The organism is Streptomyces sp. NPDC020807 (assembly GCF_040641575.1).
GTDB lineage: Bacteria > Actinomycetota > Actinomycetes > Streptomycetales > Streptomycetaceae > Streptomyces.
The window spans coordinates 61,932-81,118 of record NZ_JBFADU010000012.1 but is presented as its reverse complement, the minus strand read 5'-3'; the positions used below and the strand labels follow the sequence as shown (position 1 = coordinate 81,118).

Below are 19,187 nucleotides of genomic sequence, written 5' to 3'. Positions count from 1 at the left end.
TCAAATCGAGCTGGGACAACGGAGAGCGTGATGGGCAACCGCTTCCAGGTGATCGACCGCTTCGCGGACGGCGCACAGTACATCGGCGGGCGGCTGCGGCCCGGAACCTCCGATCGGGAACACACCGTGATCAACCCGGCGACCGGGGAGGGCATCTACACCTACCGGCTCGCCTCCACCGCCGATGTCGACGAGGCCGTCGCCGCCGCCAAGGCCGCCTTCCCGGGCTGGTCCGGCGCGACCCCCGGAGAGCGCTCCGACGCCATCCACCGCTTCGCCGGCGTCCTCGCCGACTGGGCCGAGGACATCGCGACCGTCGAGTCGCTCCAGGCGGGCAAGCCGCTCCGGCTCACCACCGAGTTCGACGTACCCGGCACGATCGACAACACGGCCTTCTTCGCGGGGGCCGCGCGCCACCTCCAGGGCCAGGCGGCCGCCGAGTACAGCGGTGACCACACCTCGTACGTCCGGCGCGAGGCGCTCGGCGTCATCGGCTCCATCGCCCCCTGGAACTACCCGCTCCAGATGGCGGCCTGGAAGATCCTCCCGGCCATCGCCGCCGGCAACACGATCGTCCTGAAGCCGGCCGAGATCACCCCGCTGACCTCGCTGCTCTTCGCGATGGCGGCCACCGAGGCCGGCATCCCCGACGGCGTGATCAACATCGTCAGCGGCTCCGGCCGGGTCGTCGGCGAGCACCTCGTCGGCCACCCCGACGTCGTCATGACCTCCTTCACCGGCTCCACCGGCGTCGGCAAGCGCGTCGCCGAGGTCGCCACCCAGACCGTCAAGCGCCTCCACCTGGAGCTCGGCGGCAAGGCGCCCTTCGTCGTCTTCGACGACGCCGACCTGGAGGCCGCCGCCCACGGCGCCGTCGCCGCCTCGCTCATCAACACGGGCCAGGACTGCACCGCCGCCACCCGCGCCTACGTCCAGCGCCCGCTGTTCGACGCCTTCGTCGCCCGCGTCGCCGAGCTGATGGACTCCGTCCGCGTCGGCGACCCCTTCGCGGCCACCACCGACCTCGGCCCGCTGGTCAGCTTCGCCCAGCGCGACAGCGTCGCCGGCTTCGTCGAGCGCGCCCGCGACTACGCCACCGTCGTCTGCGGCGGAGAGGCCCCGGGGGGTGACCTGAAGGACGGCGCGTACTATCGTCCGACCCTGATCACCGGCGCGTCCCAGGACAGCGAGGTCGTCCAGTCGGAGATCTTCGGGCCCGTCCTGGTGGCCCTGCCCTTCGACAGCGATGACGAGGGCATCCAGCTCGCCAACGACACCCCCTACGGCCTCGCCGCCTCCGCCTGGACCAAGGACGTCTTCCGGGCCAACCGCGCCACGCGGGAGCTCAAGGCGGGCTGCGTCTGGGTCAACGACCACATCCCGATCATCAGCGAGATGCCGCACGGCGGAACCAAGGCATCGGGATACGGAAAGGACATGTCGGCGTACTCCTTCGAGGAGTACACGCAGGTCAAGCACGTGATGTTCGACAACACTGCGGTCGCCGCGAAGGACTGGCACCGCACGATCTTCGGGGACCGATAAGCATTCGACATGCGGCCACCGCCGCGTGGCCGCCGTCTGACCAGCGGCGGCCACATCTTCCCGAAAGGGCACAGCGCATGGAGCAGTACGAGCCCGAGAGCCTGTCCGCCGCGCAGCTTGCGGCGATGCAGCGCAGCCTGACCAGCGGCCGGGGCGCCCTCACCCGCCGCTCGATGCTCCGCGCCGGTGGCGTCGGGGCGCTCACGATCGGCGGTCTCGCCGGTCTGACCGCCTGCGGCATCCCGCCGGCCAAGCGAGAGGGCCAGGGCCCCGCCTCCACGGACGACTCGGCCAAGGAGAAGACGCTCGCCTTCTCCAACTGGACCGAGTACATGGACATCAGCGAGGACGAGAAGTCCCGTCCCACGCTGGAGGCGTTCACGAAACGCACCGGGATCAAGGTCAAGTACACCGAGGACATCAACGACAACGTCGAGTTCTTCGGCAAGATCAAGCCGCAGCTCGCGGCCGGCCAGGAGACCGGCCGTGACCTGATCTGCGTCACGGACTGGCTCGCGGCCCGCATGATCAGGCTCGGATGGGTCCAGAAGCTGGACCCGGCCCACCTGCCCAACGCGTACGCCAACCTCTCCCTGCAGTTCCGCCGTCCCGACTGGGACCCGGGCCGCTCCTACTCGTACCCGTGGACGGGCATCTCCACCGTCATCGCCTACAACGAGAAGGCGACCGGCGGCAAGAAGGTCGAATCCGTCTCCCAGATGCTCGACGACCCCTCGCTCAAGGGCCGCGTCGGCTTCCTCACGGAGATGCGCGACTCCGTCGGCATGACCCTGCTCGACATGGGCAAGGACCCCGGCAAGTTCACCGACGCCGACTTCGACGCGGCGATCGGACGCCTCCAGAAGGGCGTCGACAAGAAGCAGATCCGCCGCTTCACCGGCAACGACTACACCTCGGACCTCGACAAGGGCGACCTGGCCGCCTGCCTCGCGTGGGCCGGTGACGTCATCCAGCTCCAGGCGGACAACCCGGACATCAAGTTCGCCATCCCCGCCGCCGGATACATCACCTCCAGCGACAACCTCCTCGTCCCGGCCGGTGCCCGCCACAAGGCCAACGCCGAGAAGCTCATCGACTACTACTACGAGCTTCCCGTGGCCGCCCAGCTCGCCGCGTACATCAACTACGTCTGCCCCGTCGACGGGGTGAAGGACGAGCTCGCCAAGATCGACCCGGAGCTCGCGAGCAACACGCTGATCCTCCCGGACAAGGCGATGGCCAGGAAGTCGCGCTCCTTCCGCTCGCTCTCCAGCGCGGAGGAGACGGCGTACGAGGAGAAGTTCGCCAAGCTCATCGGCGCCTGAGCCCGTCGTCGTCCACCTCTCTCACTTCTCACTCCTTGGGACCACACCCCATGACTGACAAGACCACCGGCGGCGATGTCCGCCTCAGCGGGATCAGCAAGTCGTACGGCTCCTTCCACGCCGTCAAGCCGCTCGACCTCACCGTCCCCGAGGGCTCCTTCTTCGCCCTCCTCGGCGCCTCCGGCTGCGGAAAGACCACCACGCTGCGCATGATCGCCGGCCTGGAGGACCCGACCACGGGCACCGTCTTCCTCGGCGACAAGGACGTCACCGACCTCCCGCCGTACAAGCGGCCGGTCAACACCGTCTTCCAGTCCTACGCGCTCTTCCCGCACATGGACATCTCCGAGAACATCGCCTTCGGCCTCCGCCGCCGCGGCATCAAGTCGGTGAAGAAGCAGGTCGACGACATGCTGGAACTCGTCCAGCTCGGCGACAAGGCCCGCCACAAGCCGCACCAGCTCTCCGGTGGCCAGCAGCAGCGCGTCGCCGTCGCCCGCGCGCTCATCAACCACCCCCAGGTCCTCCTGCTCGACGAGCCGCTCGGCGCGCTCGACCTCAAGCTGCGCCGCCAGATGCAGCTGGAGCTGAAGCGGATCCAGACCGAGGTCGGCATCACCTTCGTCCACGTCACCCACGACCAGGAGGAGGCCATGACCATGGCCGACCAGGTCGCGGTGATGAACGGCGGACGCGTCGAGCAGCTCGGCGCCCCCGCCGACCTGTACGAGAACCCGCAGACCACCTTCGTCGCGAACTTCCTCGGCACCTCGAACCTCATCGAGGCCGAGGTCCTGGAGACCGGTTCGGACGTGCTCGTCACCGCGGGCGGCGGCAAGCTCCGCGTCCCCGGTGACCGCTGTACCTCCGCCGTCCGCCAGGGCGGCAAGCTCCTCGTGGGCGTCCGCCCGGAGAAGATCTCGCTCGCGCACGCCGACGACGCGGGCTCGATCGCGGACGGCCGCAACCGCGTGACCGGCCGGATCGTCGACTCCTCCTTCATCGGCGTCTCCACGCAGTACGTGGTGAACTCGCCGGCCGGCGCGGAGCTCCAGGTCTACGAGCAGAACATCGAACGCGACACGCGCCTGGTCCCCGGCGCCCAGGTCGTCCTGCACTGGAACCCGGCGCACACCTTCGGCCTCGACGCGGCCCAGGACATCGACGCGGGTGTGGAGACGGTGGAGGACGCCGGATGAGCGCCCCCACCCTGGAGGAAAAGGCTCCGGAATCGGCTGAGGAACCGGTTCTGCGCAAGCCCTCCACCCGCAAGCGGGCCATCCCCTACCTGCTGCTGATCCCCGGCATCGTCTGGCTGCTCGTCTTCTTCGCGCTGCCGCTGGTCTACCAGGCCTCCACCTCGGTCCAGACCGGCTCCCTGGAGCAGGGCTTCGAGGTCACCTGGCACTTCCAGACGTACTGGGACGCCTTCACCGAGTACTGGCCGCAGTTCGTCCGCTCCCTGCTGTACGCCGGGACCGCGACCTTCCTGTGCCTGCTGCTCGGCTACCCGCTGGCGTACCTGATCGCCTTCCGGGCCGGCCGCTGGCGGATGCTGCTCCTGGTCCTCGTCATCGCGCCGTTCTTCACCAGCTTCCTCATCCGCACGCTCGCGTGGAAGACGATCCTGGCCGACGACAGCGTCGTCGTGGAGGTGCTCAACGCCCTCCACTTCCTCGACGTCACCAGCTGGCTCGGCTGGACCGAGGGCGACCGCGTCCTCGCCACGCCGATGGCGGTCGTCTGCGGTCTCACGTACAACTTCCTGCCGTTCATGATCCTGCCCCTCTACACCTCCCTGGAGCGGATCGACGGCCGGCTGCACGAGGCCGCGCAGGACCTGTACGCCTCCCCGGCGACCACCTTCCGCAAGGTGACCTTCCCGCTGTCGATGCCCGGCGTCGTCTCCGGCACCCTGCTCACCTTCATCCCGGCGAGCGGTGACTACGTCAACGCCGAGCTGCTCGGCTCCACCGACACCAAGATGGTCGGCAACGTCATCCAGTCGCAGTTCCTCCGCGTCCTCGACTACCCGACCGCCGCCGCGCTCTCCTTCATCCTGATGGCGATCGTGCTCGGCATGGTCACGATCTACATCCGCAAGGCCGGAACGGAGGACCTCGTCTGATGCGCTGGCTCCGGAAGAACCTCGTCGTCATCGCGGGCCTGCTGACGCTCGCGTACATGATCCTGCCGAACCTCGTGGTGATGGCGTTCTCCTTCAACAAGCCGAAGGGGCGCTTCAACTACTCCTGGCAGGAGTTCTCGCTCGACGCCTGGAAGGACCCCTGCGGCGTCGCCGACATGTGCGCGTCGCTCTCGCTCTCCCTCCAGCTCGCCGCCTGGGCCACCGTCGGCGCCGTCGTCTTCGGCACGCTGATCGCCTTCGCGCTCGTCCGCTACCGCTTCCGGGCGCGCGGCGCGGTCAACTCGCTGATCTTCCTGCCGATGGCGATGCCCGAGGTCGTCATGGCCGCCTCGATGCTCACCCTCTTCCTCAACATGGGGATCGAGCTGGGCTTCTGGACGGTCCTGATCGCCCACATCACCTTCTGCCTGTCGTTCGTCGTGACGGCGGTCAAGGCCCGGGTCGTCTCCATGGACCCGCGCCTCGAGGAGGCCGCGCGCGACCTCTACGCGAGTCCCACGCAGACCTTCCTGCGCGTGACCCTGCCGATCGTCGCGCCCGGCATCGCCGCCGGCGCCCTGCTGGCCTTCGCGCTCTCGTTCGACGACTTCATCATCACCAACTTCAACGCGGGTTCCACCGTCACCTTCCCCATGTTCGTCTGGGGCTCGGCGCAGCGAGGCACCCCCGTTCAGATCAACGTCATCGGCACCGCGATGTTCGTCCTCGCGGTACTGATGGTCATGGCCGGACAGATCATCACGAACCGGCGCAAGAAAACAGCAACAGCCTGAGCGGACTCCTGATCAGGGAACCACCGCGCAGGCACTGAAGGAGTTGGAAACCATGGCCCCAGTTGCCATGCGTCTCGCTGCACAATCTCTCTCCGACGCCCAGCCCGTCCCCTTCTGGCTGGAAGACCCCGGCAAGCCCGGAGCCCTGCCCGCCCTCACCGGCACCGAGAAGTGCGATCTCCTCGTGGTCGGCGGCGGATACAGCGGACTGTGGACCGCGCTCCTCGCCAAGGAGCGCGATCCCTCCAGGGACGTCGTGCTGATCGAAGGCCGCGAGGTGGGCTGGGCCGCCTCGGGCCGCAACGGCGGCTTCTGCGCCGCCTCCCTCACCCACGGCTTCGGCAACGGACTCGCCCGCTGGCCGGGCGAGCTCCCGAAGCTGGAGGAGATGGGGGAGCGCAACCTCGACGGAATCGAGGAGGCGGTCGCCCGCTACGGGCTGGACTGCGACTTCGAGCGCACCGGCGAGATCGACGTCGCCACCGAGCCGTACCAGGTCGACGAGCTCCACGAGGTGTACGAGGAGATCGACCGTCTCGGCCTCGCCGACGGCATCGAGCTGCTCGACCAGGACGCCGTACGGGCCGAGGTGAACTCCCCGACCTTCCTCGGCGGCATGTGGGACAAGCGCGGCGTCGCCATGCTCAACCCGGCGAAGCTGGCCTGGGGCCTCAAGCGGGCCTGCCAGGACCTGGGCGTGCGGATCTACGAGAACACCCCCGGCCTCGACATCGCCTCGGTCGGCGCCGGCATGGGCGTGCGCACCCCGTACGGGCGGATCCTCGCCCGCCGGGTCGCGCTCGGCACCAACGTCTTCCCGTCGCTCGTCAAGCGGGTCCGCTCGTACACCGTCCCGGTCTACGACTACGCCCTCATGACCGAGCCGCTCAGCCCCGAGCAGCTCGCCTCGATCGGCTGGAAGAACCGGCAGGGCCTCGGCGACTCCGCCAACCAGTTCCACTACTTCCGGATCACCGCCGACAACCGCATCCTCTGGGGCGGTTACGACGCGATCTACCCCTTCGGCGGGAAGGTCGACGCGGCGATGGACAACCGCCCGGAGACCTACCTCAAGCTGGCCGAGCACTTCTTCCGCTGCTTCCCGCAGCTGGAGGGCCTGCGCTTCAGCCACGCCTGGGGAGGCGCGATCGACACCTGCTCGCGCTTCTCGGCCTTCTTCGGCACGGCGTACCAGGGCAAGGTGGCGTACGCGGCCGGGTTCACCGGCCTCGGCGTCGGCGCGACCCGCTTCGGCGGGGACGTCATGCTCGACCTGCTGGCGGGGGAGAGCACCGAGCGCACGCGCCTGGACATGGTCCGCTCGAAGCCGCTGCCGTTCCCGCCCGAGCCGATCGCGTGGGCCGGCATCGGCATCACCAAGTGGTCGCTGGCGCGCGCCGACGAGAACGGCGGCCGGCGGAACCTGTGGCTGAAGACCATGGACCGCATGGGCCTCGGCTTCGACAGCTGAGCCCCGCCCTGTGACGTACATCACAACTGCCGGGTAGCCGAAACCGCGTAAGAGAAGACGCCCTCCCCGCTCTCTCCGTGTGGACGTGGACACCGAGTCCCCGTCCCCACGGAAGGAGAACGCCGATATGACCGGTACGGGGGCCACGGGCGCCAGGAGTGCGGTGGAGTGGCTGACTTCGGTCGCACCCGATCCCGACGCCTGCCGGTGGGAGTGGGAGCGCAACCCCCACGGGGTCGCGCTGCTGCCCGCCGGCAGGCGTTGGGACGTTCTGATCCTGCCCGGAGAGCTCGGCTATCCCACCCTTGACGTGCTGAACCGCCTGGTCGACCGGCCGGGGCCGGTGCTCGCCGACTTCGGCGACGCCCGGATCGGGTTCTTCGTCCCGCCGGGCACGGCCGCCCGCTGGCTCGGCACCGGCGTGCGGACGGCGGGCACGGGCACCTGGATCGTCGTGCCCTATCCGGGCCGCGCGACGGGCGGGGTGCGGTGGCTGGTGCAGCCGGACGGGAAGGGCACGCTCAACGACACCTCGCTCCTCGAACTGGCGATGCACGAGGCGGCGGGGCAGCTGGCGGGAGAGGGTGTGAGGGGGGACGCGAGGGAGGGCGAGCGGGACTGACCCGGAGGGTCGGTCGAGTCAGAGGTCTTGACCACTCAATTGGTCTGGACCATGCTGTGGCGCGCCCGCTCCACCTCGATTCCCCCACCTCCGGAGGCAGTTGTGGACCGCACCAGACCCCCCAGACCCCTCACCCTGCTGCTGGCGGGCGCACTCGCCGCCGGCGGCCTCCTGGCCCTCACCCCCGTGACGGCCCTGGCCGCCGACGCCGAGCTCGCCCGCAACGGCGGCTTCGAGGCCGGCCTCGACGGCTGGACCTGCACGGCCGGCAGCGGCACCGTCGTCTCGTCCCCCGTCCACGGCGGGACGAAGGCGCTCCAGGCCACCCCGTCCGGCGCCGACAACGCCAAGTGCTCCCAGACCGTCACCGTGAAGCCCAACTCCTCGTACGAGGTGAGCGGCTGGGTGCGCGGGAGCTACGTGTACCTCGGCGCCTCCGGCACCGGCACCACCGACGTCTCCACCTGGACGGCCTCGGCACCCGACTGGCAGCGCCTGACGACCCGCTTCACGACGGGCGCCTCGACGACCTCCGTCACCCTGTACACCCACGGCTGGTACGGCACCCCCGCCTACCAGGCCGACGACCTCTCGCTGTACGGCCCCGGGGGCGACCCGGTGCAGCTCCCGGCCGCACCGGCGGGCCTCTCCACCGGCACCGCGACCTCCTCCTCGGTCCCGCTCACCTGGACGGCCGTCGCGGGGGCCACCTCGTACAACGTCTACGTCGGAAACGCCAAGGTCCTCACGACCACCACCCCCTCGGCCACCGTCTCCGGGCTCGCGCCGAACACCCCGTACACCTTCCAGGTGACGGCGGTGAACAGCGCCGGCGAGTCGCCGAAGTCCGCGCCGCTCACCGCGAGCACGACCTCGGGCGGCGGCGGAAACCCCGGCACCCTTCCCGCGCACGCCCTCGTCGGCTACCTCCACGCGAGCTTCGCCAACGGCTCCGGCTACACCCGCATGGCCGACGTCCCCGACTCCTGGGACGTCATCAACCTGGCCTTCGGCGAGCCGACCTCGGTGACCTCCGGCGACATCCGCTTCAGCCTCTGCCCGGCCACCGAGTGCCCGAACGTCGAGTCCGCGGCCGACTTCAAGGCGGCGATCAAGGCCAAGCAGGCCGCCGGCAAGAAGGTCCTCATCTCCATCGGCGGCCAGAACGGCCAGGTCCAGCTGGCCACCACCGCGGCGCGCGACGCCTTCGTCAGCTCCGTCTCGAAGATCATCGACGAGTACGGCCTCGACGGCCTCGACATCGACTTCGAGGGCCACTCGCTCTCGCTCCAGACCGGCGACACCGACTTCCGCAGCCCGACGACCCCCGTCATCGTCAACCTCATCCAGGCGGTCAAGACCCTGAAGGCCAAGTACGGCGCCGGCTTCGTCCTGACGATGGCCCCCGAGACCTTCTTCGTCCAGCTCGGCTACCAGTACTACGGCTCCGGCCCCTGGGGCGGCCAGGACCCGCGCGCGGGCGCGTACCTCCCGGTCATCCACGCCCTGCGCGACGACCTCACGCTGCTCCACGTCCAGGACTACAACTCGGGCTCGATCATGGGCCTGGACAACCAGTACCACTCGATGGGCGGCGCGGACTTCCACATCGCCATGACCGACATGCTCCTCACCGGCTTCCCGGTGGCGGGCAACACCTCCCGGGTCTTCCCGGCGCTCCGCCCGGACCAGGTCGCCATCGGCCTCCCGGCCTCCACCCAGGCGGGCAACGGGCACACGAGCCCGACGGAGGTGAACAAGGCCCTGAACTGCCTGACGAAGAAGACCGACTGCGGCAGCTACCAGACCCACGGCACCTGGCCGGCCCTGCGCGGCCTGATGACGTGGTCGATCAACTGGGACCGCTACAACGCGTGGGAGTTCAGCCGGAACTTCGACGCGTACAAGTGGAACTGACGCCCAGGACCAGGAACCCCAGGCAGAGACTCGCCACCACGTCCAGCGGCCAGTGATACCCCCGCAGGACGAGCCCGGTCCCCGTCACCGCCGTCAGCACGGCGGCGACGGGGATCAGGCGGTTCGAGACGAGGAAGGCGGCGCCGAAGTAGGCGACCATCGCGGTGGCGGTGTGGCCGGAGGGGTAGTAGCCGTGGGCCCAGGGTTCGAGGGGGCCGGGTCGGGCCGTCCACTCCTTCAGGGGGACGACGAGGAGCGGCACCGCGGCCATGGCGAGGCCGGCGTGGAGGGCCGCGGACCGTCTGCCCCGCCACAGCGCGTACGCCGTCGCGCAGGCGAGGACCGGGAGGGCGACCGTCATGTTGCCGAGGTCGGAGGCGAGCTCGCTCAGGCGCCGGGGGACCGTGTCGACCACCGCGCGGGACACCCGCTCGTCGAGCCTGGCCAAGGGGCCGTGGACGAGCACCTGCCAGGTCACGACGGCGAGGGCGACGAGCGCCGAGAGGAGAGCCGGCCGCCCTGGAACAGGGGGGGTGGTTCCAGGGCGGCCGAGGGGATCGGGCTGCCGCGCGCCCCGGGGGGTGTGGGGCGGGCGGCCATCCGATCGGTGAGGAGTTCCGGAGCATGAAGCGCCGGGCGTGTGCGCGGTGGCACGGTGTGGGCGGGGCTGGGGAGGCTCCGCCCGGGGTGTCTCTCTCATCTGCAGAAACCGTACGCCACGAGGAAGGGGGCCGACAGCGGGATCGTGATCCCGCCATCGGCCCCCCACAAGGTCTTCACACCGCGCGTGCTCAGACGGTGGCGAGCGCGCTCTCGATGACGTCCAGGCCCTCGTTGAGGAGGTCCTCGCCGATGACCAGCGGCGGCAGGAAGCGCAGCACGTTGCCGTAGGTGCCGCAGGTCAGGACCAGCACACCCTCGTTGTGGCAGAACTTCGCGAGCGCGGCGGCGGCCTCGGCGTGCGGCGCCTTGGTCTCCGGGTCCTTCACGAGCTCGATGGCGATCATGGCGCCGCGGCCGCGGATGTCACCGATGACCGGGAACTTCTCCTGCATGGCGGTGAGGCGGGCCTTCATGACCTCCTCGATGCGCTTCGCCTTGCCGTTGAGGTCGAGCTCCTTCATCGTCTCGATGGCGCCGAGGGCACCGGCGCAGGCGACCGGGTTGCCACCGTAGGTGCCGCCCAGACCGCCGCCGTGGACGGAGTCCATGATCTCGGCGCGGCCGGTGACGGCGGCGAGCGGCAGACCGCCCGCGATGCCCTTGGCGGTGGTGATGAGGTCCGGGACGATGCCCTCGTCCTCGCACGCGAACCACTGGCCCGTGCGGCAGAAGCCGGCCTGGATCTCGTCGGCCACGAAGACGATGCCGTTGTCGTTGGCGAACTTCACGATCGCCGGCAGGAAGCCCTTGGCCGGCTCGATGAAGCCACCCTCGCCGAGGACCGGCTCGATGACGATCGCGGCGACGTTCTCGGCGCCGATCTGCTTGGTGATGTTGTCGATCGCCTGGGCGGCGGCCTCGGGGCCGCAGTTCTCGGCACCGGTGGGCCAGCGGTAGCCGTAGGCGACCGGCACGCGGTAGACCTCGGGGGCGAACGGACCGAAGCCCTGCTTGTACGGCATGTTCTTCGCCGTCATGCCCATGGTGAGGTTCGTACGGCCGTGGTAGCCGTGGTCGAAGACGACGACGGCCTGGCGCTTGGTGTACGAGCGGGCGATCTTCACCGCGTTCTCGACGGCCTCGGCGCCCGAGTTGAACAGCGCGGACTTCTTGGCGTGGTCGCCCGGGGTCAGCTCGGCGAGGGCCTCGCAGACCTCCACGTAACCCTCGTACGGGGTCACCATGAAGCAGGTGTGCGTGAAGTCCTGGAGCTGCGCGGCGGCGCGGCGCACGACGGCCTCGGCGGAGGCGCCGACGGACGTCACGGCGATGCCGGAGCCGAAGTCGATCAGGCGGTTGCCGTCGACGTCCTCGATGATGCCGCCGCCGGCCCGCTTCGTGAAGACGGGCAGCGTGGAGCCCACGCCCCCGGCGACGGTGTCCAGCCGGCGAGCCTGAAGCTCCTGCGACTTCGGACCGGGAATGGCGGTGACGACGCGCCGCTCCTGCGGGACAGCGTTCATGCGGGGCTCCTGGGGGTGTTCTGGACGCACTTGCGGGTTTCCTCCGCAGGCTAGGCGCGGGGGAGGGGGTCAGGCATGCGCCGATCGGGAGTGGTAGGGCCGTGTCGTTGTCCGGGATGGACAGGCCGACCCCTCTTCACAGGGCTCGGCGAATCCCCTCCGGGCGGCGCCCGGCCCACTAGATTGACGGTGGCACAGACGCGGCGACCTGGCTGGTCAGGGGGCAGGGGTTCATGGAGACCGACGGCACGTACGAGTCACGGGACACGCGGGGCGGGTCGATCCCCCGACCGGCGGACCCACCCGTACCGCCGGGGGCACCGCCTGTGCCGGCCGGCCCCCCACCCGCCCCCCCGACCCCTCCCACACGGGGCCCCGCCACCCCGCCGCCCCCCGCGCACGCGCCCGCGCGCGGGGGTACGACCGAGTGGCTCCGCGCCCCCCGCCCCGCCGCGGCCCCGGGCATCTGGCGCCTTGGCCACCACCCGCGCCCGGAACGGGAGCCCGACCTCGTGCCGGGGCGGCAGCTGATCACCGGGGCGTTCATCGCTTATCTCTGCGGGTGGCTGGTGTGGTCCCTGTTGTGGAACGGGTATCTGGAGGGGTGGTGGATCTTCGTCAACAACTGGTGGGTGCTGCCCCTGGTCTGGCTCGTGCCGCCCGAGTGGTGGAACCACACCCACCCCCAGTTCCCCCTCTACGTGGCCTCCTCCTACCTCTGGTACGGCCTCCTCCTCACCCTCTTCGCCATCGGGTTCGGCCGCGTCGGCAACTGGCGCGAGGTCTGGCAGCGGTACGGCGTCCCGCTGTGGCCGCTCTTCGTGTTCCTGCCGGGCGTCTGGCGCGAGATGCCCCGAACGGCCACCTGGATCAGCTGGGCATACGCCGTCTACTACGTGGTTCTCGCCGCCGCCGTCATCGCGGTCGTCGGACGGGTCGGCACCTGGCCGGCCGTGCGGCGGCGCCTCGGGAGGGACGAAGCCCCCTCCACGGCCCCGGGGCGCGAGCCCTCGCCCGCCCAGGATCCCGCCGAGTGGCCCGAACTGCGCGACGCCGGACTGGACGAGACCGCGGCCCTGCTCGCCCGGGCGACCCACCAGGGGGATCTCGGCGACGTCGACCACGCCCGGATCCGCCGAGCCTGGGAGGGAGTGCGGTCCCGCCCGGAACGGCTCACCGCCTTCACCGAGGCCGTCCGCACCCGAGGCGCCGCCGCATGCGGCCACCCCTCGGGAGCACGCGACCTTCCCGTCCGCACAGCCCGCCACGACCTCGCCACCAGCCAGGTCCGCATCGGCACCGCCGCCGATCACCCCCGCAACCCCTACGCCCGGCGCACGACCGGTGTCGCCCTGGAGCCGAACCTCCTCGGGACCTCGCTGCTCGCCGTCGGGCCCGCGGGCTCCGGCAAGACCACGCGCCTCGTGCGGCCCGTCGTCGAGGCGCTCTGCCTCCAGGCGCTCGCCAACCGGGCGGCGGTCGTCGCCGTCACCTCGGAAGGCCAGAGCCTCGGCCCGGACGAGGCCTTCGATCTCGTCATCGCGGTCGGGCAGTCGCGCTCGACGCACGACCTCGACCTCTACGGAGGCGCGGAGGACCCCGACGAGGCCGCGGGGATCCTCGCCGAGGCCCTCGTCGGAGACCTCGTCACCGACGGCCGCCGGGCCGCCACCGCCCTGGCCCAGCTCATCGGGCCGTTCCGCGCGGCGTACGGCCGTTTCCCCGGCGTGCCGGAGCTGCGCGAGCTGCTCGCCGGAACACCCGAGGTGCTCGACGCCCTGCGCGCCGCCGTCGCGGGCGACGGCGCCCAGCTGCGCGAGCTGGACGCCCGGCAGCGGCAGGCCGACCGCGGCGACGAGGTCGGCATCCTGCTCGCCGAACGCATCGCCTTCCTCGACCGGCCGGCCTTCGCCGGCTTCTTCCGCGTCGCCGAAGGCCCCGGCCCCCACGGCCCCGCGGAGAGGGAAGCGGACGGAGGGACAGGAGCACAACGGCCGCAGTTCTCCCTGCGGGCCCTCGAACACCCGCTCCGCGTCCGCGTCGACCTCCCCGAGCGCGGCCACGCCGAGGCCTCGCGGATCGTGTCCCGACTCCTCCTCGCCCAGTTCGGCGAGGCGGTCCTCGGCCGCCGCGACCGCTCCCTGTTCGCCTGCCTCGTCCTCGACGACGCCGCGCACACGGTCACCGCCGAATCCCTGCGGACCGTCCAGCGGCTGCGCTCCGTCAACGCCGGTGTGGTCCTGGCGCTCCGCAGCCTGGAGGACGTTCCCGAGGCCCTGCGCGGGCCGCTGCTCGGTGCCGTCGGCTGCCGCATGGCCTTCGCGGGGATCGCGCCCTGGGACGGCGGCCGGTTCGCCGAGACCTGGGGAACCGAATGGGTGCAGACCCGGGACGTCACCAACCGGCAGGTTCTCTCCGACGAGCCGCTGACCAAGGCTCTGCACGCCATGCGACGCCTGGTGACCGGCAAGGCGGTCACCACCGAGGCCGTCACCGTGCGGGAGGTGGAGCGAGAGCGCTGGTCGGCTTCCGACCTCGCGCACGCCGTCCCCCCGGGGCACGCCGTCCTGTCCGTCACGCACGTACGCGGCGAGTACGCGCCACCGTTCCTCGTGGATCTGCGCGGCTGAGGCGGCGGGGAGGTGTCGAGCCGGAGCGGGCACGTCCGGGCCCTGGCACAATCAGGGGCGCCGCTCGGCTGAGCGGCGCCCTCCCCAGTACCGCGTGCGGGCCCCGTGGCGGTACCCGCTCAAAGGTCCGACGGTCCCCAATGCCGCCCACCCTCGCCTCGCTCGTGCAGCACTCCGCCCTCAAGCTGATCGTCCGCGCGGGTGAGGACCGCCTCGACACCCCCGTCCGCTGGGCGCACGTCAGCGAGCTGGCCGACCCCGTCCCGTACATGGAGGGCGGCGAGCTCCTGCTCACCACCGCCCTCACGCTGGACGCGGAGGACCTGGAGGCGATGCGCCGCTACGTCCGGCGCCTCCTCGGCGCCGGCGTCGTCGGTCTCGGTTTCGCCGTCGGCGTCAACTACGAGGAGATCCCGCGCGCCCTCCTCGACGCCGCCCGCGAGGAACACCTCCCGCTCCTGGAGGTCCCGCGCCGCACCCCCTTCCTCGCCATCAGCAAGGCCGTCTCCGCCGCGATCTCCGCCGACCAGTACCGCGCCGTCACCGCCGGCTTCGAGGCCCAGCGCGAACTGACCCGCGCCGCCCTCGCCGAGGGACCCGAGGCCGTCGTCGCCCGCCTCGCCGCCCACGTCGACGGCTGGGCCGCGCTCTACGACACCTCCGGCACCGTCGTCGCCGTCTCTCCCGAGTGGGCCGCCCGCCGCGCCGCCCGGCTCACCCCCGACGTCGAGCGCCTCCGGGACCGCCCCGCCCCCGCGAGCGCCGTCGTCGGCGGTACGGACGACCGCGTCGAGCTCCAGTCCCTCGGCACGGGCCGCCGCGTCCGGGGCGCCCTCGCCGTCGGCACCGGCGCTCCGCTCGGGACGGCCGAGCGGTACGCCGTCCACTCGGCGATCGCCCTCCTCACCCTCACGACGGAACGTTCCCGCTCCCTCCAGGCCGCCGAGCACCGCCTGGGCGCCGCCGTCCTGCGCATGATGCTCGCCGGTCAGCCGGACCACGCCCGCGCGGTCGCCGGCGACGTGTACGGGGAGCTGCTCGACGCCCCCTTCCGCCTCCTCGTCGCCGAGCCCGCCGGCGGCGACCCCGCCGCCGAGGCCCCGCTGTCGGCCTTCGCCGAGACCCTGGAGACCGCCGCCGCCCGCGCGGGCGAGGCGGTGCTCACCGTCCCCGAGAGCGACGCACGCCTCGTCGTCCTCGCCGGTGACGGCGGTGCGGTCGCCGCCGCCTGCCACGGGTACGCCGAGCGGGAGGCCGAGGAGGCGGGCGTCGTCGTCGGGCTCTCCGCGCCGGCCGGCCCGGTCACGGCGGCAGCCGCGTACAAGCAGGCAGAACAGGCCCTCGCGGTTGCCCGTCGCCGGGGCCGCGCGCTCGTCGAGCACGAGGAGCTCGCCGCGGGCTCGGTCCTGCCGCTCCTCGCCGACGACGCCGTCCGCGCCTTCGCCGACGGCATGCTCCGCGCGCTGCGCGAGCACGACGCCACGGGCCGCGGCGACCTGGTGGCCTCGCTCCGCGCCTGGCTCGCCCGCCACGGCCAGTGGGACGCCGCCGCCGCCGACCTGGGCGTCCACCGGCACACCCTGCGCTACCGGATGCGGCGGGTGGAGGAGATCCTCGGCCGCTCCCTCGACGACGCGGACGTGCGGATGGAGCTGTGGCTGGCCCTCAAGGCGACGGGCGAGGACGCCGAGTCGTAGGGGCGCGCTCGTCCTCGCGGGTTCCTACGGGCTCGGGCTCGCTCCGGCCCTCGCGCCTCGCGCGTTCTCGCACTCCTCTGCCCGGAACCGGGCAGTTTTCTTGGCTACGGGCTTCCGCACTGCCTAGTCTCCTGGGCATGACAAGCCCTGCCGCTGACCCGACCGCCCCCGCCACCGTCCCCATACCCCCGCCCGCTCCCGGGCCCCGCCGCATCACCGGAGCCGTCTGGGTCGCGCTCGGCATCGTCTACGTCGTCTGGGGATCCACCTACCTCGGCATCCGGATCGCCGTCGAGACCATGCCGCCGTTCCTCTCCGCCGGCACCCGTTTCGTCACCGCGGGCCTGATCCTCGCCGGGATCATCGCCTGGCGGCAGGGTCCCGCCGCCCTCAGGGTCACCCCGCGCGAACTCGCCTCGACCGTCGTCGTCGGCCTGCTCCTCATCCTCGGCGGCAACGGCCTCGTCGTCCTCGCCGAGACCTCCATCCCCTCCGGCCTCGCCGCGCTCCTCATCGCCGTCGTGCCCGCCTGGGTCGTCATCCTCAAGGCGGCGTACGGCGCCCGGCCCACCCTCGGCGGCGTCGGCGGCGTCCTCCTCGGCCTGGCGGGCCTCGCCGTCCTCACCCTCCCCGGCCTCAGCGGCGACGTGAAGATCGGCGGTGTGCTCCTCGTCCTCGCCGGCACCCTCTGCTGGGCCGTGGGCTCCTTCTCCTCCTCGCGCGTCCCCATGCCGGGCAACCCCTTCACCGCCAGCGCGTACGAGATGGTCGCGGGCGGCCTCGCGGGCCTCTGCGTCGGCCTGGTCCGCGGCGAGCAGCACGGCCTCGACCTCGCGGGGATCTCCACCCGCTCCTGGGTCGCCCTCGCCTACCTGATCGTCTTCGGCTCGCTGATCGCGTTCACGGCGTACGCCTGGCTGCTCCAGGCCGCCCCCATCTCCCTCGTCGCCACCTACGCGTACGTCAACCCGGTGGTCGCCGTCGCCCTCGGCGCCCTCGTCCTCAACGAGGCCCTGACCTGGCCGATCGTCCTCGGCGGCGCGATCGTCGTCGGCGGCGTCTGCCTGATCGTCTCGACCGAGCGACGGGGCTGACCGACGGGGCTGACCGGCCGGGCCGGCCGGCCGGGCTAACCGGCCGGGCCGGCCGGCCCGGCATCCGGCGGGGCCGACCGGCGAGGTGATGGACAGGAGCGCCGCCACACCGCTCGACGGCGGCCGAGGCGGCGCTCCGCCCCGCCAAACCGGACAGCCACCTCACCCCCACCACTCCACACCGGACAAACCCATACCCCCCACCCCGGCCCTAACGTGTCCCCAGAGCAACCGCTCGCTCCCCGAAACGGAAAGGGCCGGGCCGCAATGACGACCACCCACGCCTTCTGGCTCGCCGGCCGCGAGGCCACCGGCGACGCCACCTTCGACGTCACGAACTCGTACGACGGACGTCTGGTCGGCAAGGTCAGCGTGCCCACCGAGGCTCAGGTCGAGGAGGCCGTCGCCGCCGCGCACGCCGTCGTCGACGAGTTCGCCGCGACCCCGGCGCACGTCCGCGCCGCCGCCCTCGACCACGTGTCGAAGCGGCTCGCCGAGCGCACCGAGGAGATCGCCCTCGTCATCTCCGCCGAGAACGGCAAGCCCATCAAGTGGGCCCGCGGCGAGGTCGGCCGCGCCGTCTCCGTCTTCCGTTTCGCCGCCGAGGAGGCCCGCCGCTGGAACGCCGGCGAGGCCCAGCGCCTGGACACCGAGGCCGGCGGCGTCGGCCGCCTCGCCGTGACCCGCCGCATCCCCACGGGCGTCGTCCTGGGCATCGCGCCGTTCAACTTCCCGCTGAACCTCAGCGCGCACAAGGTCGCCCCGGCCATCGCCGTCGGCGCCCCGATCATCCTCAAGCCGGCCCCGTCGACGCCGATCTCCTCCCTCATCCTGGGCGAGATCCTGGCCGAGACCGACCTGCCGGCCGGCTCCTGGTCGATCCTGACCGTGCCGAACGACCGCATGCCGGCCCTCGTCAAGGACGAGCGCCTCCCGGTCATCTCCTTCACCGGCTCCGACAAGGTCGGCTACGCCATCCAGGAGTCCGTGCCGCACAAGCACTGCACCCTGGAGCTCGGCGGCAACGCCGCCGCCGTCGTGCTGCCCGACTGGTCCTCCGAGGCCGACCTGGACTGGGCGGCGACCCGCATCGCCACCTTCTCCAACTACCAGGGCGGCCAGTCCTGCATCTCCGTGCAGCGCGTGATCGCCGACGCCTCCGTCTACGACCGCCTGCTCCCGAAGATCGTGGCGGCCGTCGAGGCCCAGGTCACCGGTGACCCGGCGGACGACGCCACCGACGTCGGCCCGCTCGTCGACGAGGCCGCCGCCCAGCGCGTCGAGTCCTGGGTCGACGAGGCAGTCGCGGCCGGCGCCAAGCTCCTCACCGGCGGCAAGCGCGAGGGCGCCACCTACGCCCCCACCGTCCTCACCGAGCTTCCCGAGGGCGTCACCCTGGCCCGCTCCGAGGTCTTCGGCCCGGTCCTCACGGTCGCCAAGGTCGACGGCGAGGCCGAGGCCTTCGCCGCCGTCAACGACTCGGACTTCGGCCTCCAGGCCGGCGTCTTCACCCACGACCTCCAGACCGCGTTCCGCGCCCACCGCGCGCTCGAGGTCGGCGGCGTGATCATCGGTGACGTCCCGTCGTACCGCGCCGACCAGATGCCGTACGGCGGCGCCAAGCGCTCCGGCGTCGGCCGCGAGGGCGTCAAGTACGCGATGGACGACTACACGTACGAGCGTGTCCTCGTCCTCACGGGTCTGGCCCTGTAAGAGGCGCCACCGCGAGACCAGGCGGTCCGAGCCCACTGTGCGGGGGCTCGGACCGCCTTTTCGTCATGCCGCGGGCGCGGCACACGGCGGTGGTGACGCGTGTACGCCGCTCCCGCCGTCTTTCC

General features: G+C 71.7%; 14 protein-coding genes. 12 read left to right on the top strand and 2 right to left on the bottom strand.

Translation table 11 applies throughout. The annotated features are described in order from the left end of the window. Positions 1–30 precede the first annotated feature (30 nt). The 8 genes from AB0G79_RS19285 (at position 31) to AB0G79_RS19250 (ending at position 9,802) form a co-directional block, all read left to right on the top strand. Positions 31–1,545 (top strand): gamma-aminobutyraldehyde dehydrogenase, encoded by a 1,515-nt coding sequence (locus AB0G79_RS19285; RefSeq protein WP_360807915.1) that lies wholly within the window; start codon positions 31–33, stop codon positions 1,543–1,545. A 77-nt stretch (positions 1,546–1,622) separates the two neighbouring features. Next, complete coding sequence (locus AB0G79_RS19280; RefSeq protein ID WP_360807913.1) at positions 1,623–2,870, top strand: spermidine/putrescine ABC transporter substrate-binding protein; 1,248 nt, start codon at positions 1,623–1,625, stop codon at positions 2,868–2,870. A 50-nt stretch (positions 2,871–2,920) separates the two neighbouring features. Further along, on the top strand, positions 2,921–4,069 hold the full coding sequence (locus tag AB0G79_RS19275) for an ABC transporter ATP-binding protein (protein WP_360807911.1): 1,149 nt from the start codon (positions 2,921–2,923) through the stop codon (positions 4,067–4,069). After that, entirely contained in the window at positions 4,066–4,998 is a 933-nt protein-coding gene (locus AB0G79_RS19270) for an ABC transporter permease (protein ID WP_360807909.1), read from the top strand. The genes AB0G79_RS19275 and AB0G79_RS19270 overlap by 4 nt, the downstream gene beginning before the upstream one ends. Beyond that, positions 4,998–5,792 carry an ABC transporter permease gene (locus tag AB0G79_RS19265; RefSeq protein ID WP_360807907.1) on the top strand — a complete coding sequence of 265 codons (795 nt, stop codon included), beginning with the start codon at positions 4,998–5,000 and terminating at the stop codon, positions 5,790–5,792. The genes AB0G79_RS19270 and AB0G79_RS19265 overlap by 1 nt, the downstream gene beginning before the upstream one ends. A 52-nt stretch (positions 5,793–5,844) precedes the next feature. Continuing rightward, positions 5,845–7,263: an FAD-dependent oxidoreductase gene (locus tag AB0G79_RS19260; protein WP_360807905.1), complete on the top strand. Its 1,419-nt coding sequence runs from the start codon at positions 5,845–5,847 to the stop codon at positions 7,261–7,263. Positions 7,264–7,390: 127 nt separating this feature from the next. Then, the gene (locus tag AB0G79_RS19255) at positions 7,391–7,885 is read left to right on the top strand and encodes a hypothetical protein (protein WP_360807903.1); all 495 of its coding nucleotides are present in this window, start codon (positions 7,391–7,393) and stop codon (positions 7,883–7,885) included. 102 nt (positions 7,886–7,987) lie between these two features. Beyond that, complete coding sequence (locus tag AB0G79_RS19250; protein ID WP_360807901.1) at positions 7,988–9,802, top strand: glycoside hydrolase family 18 protein; 1,815 nt, start codon at positions 7,988–7,990, stop codon at positions 9,800–9,802. On the opposite strand, the gene AB0G79_RS19245 is transcribed toward AB0G79_RS19250, so the two are convergent. Together AB0G79_RS19245 and gabT are read right to left on the bottom strand one after the other, a co-directional pair. Further along, positions 9,768–10,502 carry a phosphatase PAP2 family protein gene (locus AB0G79_RS19245; protein ID WP_360807899.1) on the bottom strand — a complete coding sequence of 245 codons (735 nt, stop codon included), beginning with the start codon at positions 10,500–10,502 and terminating at the stop codon, positions 9,768–9,770. The genes AB0G79_RS19250 and AB0G79_RS19245 overlap by 35 nt on opposite strands. A gap of 91 nt (positions 10,503–10,593) precedes the next feature. Continuing rightward, positions 10,594–11,928, bottom strand: coding sequence for a 4-aminobutyrate--2-oxoglutarate transaminase (gabT, locus tag AB0G79_RS19240; protein WP_360807897.1), 1,335 nt, complete (start codon positions 11,926–11,928; stop codon positions 10,594–10,596). Between the two features lie 233 nt (positions 11,929–12,161). Between gabT and AB0G79_RS19235 the strand changes: the two genes are divergently transcribed. From AB0G79_RS19235 to AB0G79_RS19220, 4 genes are all read left to right on the top strand, one after another. Continuing rightward, positions 12,162–14,558 carry an ATP/GTP-binding protein gene (locus tag AB0G79_RS19235; RefSeq protein ID WP_360807895.1) on the top strand — a complete coding sequence of 799 codons (2,397 nt, stop codon included), beginning with the start codon at positions 12,162–12,164 and terminating at the stop codon, positions 14,556–14,558. 140 nt (positions 14,559–14,698) lie between these two features. After that, positions 14,699–16,255, top strand: coding sequence for a PucR family transcriptional regulator (locus AB0G79_RS19230; RefSeq protein WP_360807893.1), 1,557 nt, complete (start codon positions 14,699–14,701; stop codon positions 16,253–16,255). A 137-nt stretch (positions 16,256–16,392) separates the two neighbouring features. After that, a complete protein-coding gene (locus AB0G79_RS19225) occupies positions 16,393–17,349 on the top strand; it encodes an EamA family transporter (protein WP_360807891.1) in 957 nt (318 codons plus the stop codon). A 267-nt stretch (positions 17,350–17,616) separates the two neighbouring features. Then, positions 17,617–19,062 (top strand): aldehyde dehydrogenase family protein, encoded by a 1,446-nt coding sequence (locus tag AB0G79_RS19220; protein ID WP_360807889.1) that lies wholly within the window; start codon positions 17,617–17,619, stop codon positions 19,060–19,062. Positions 19,063–19,187 lie beyond the last annotated feature (125 nt).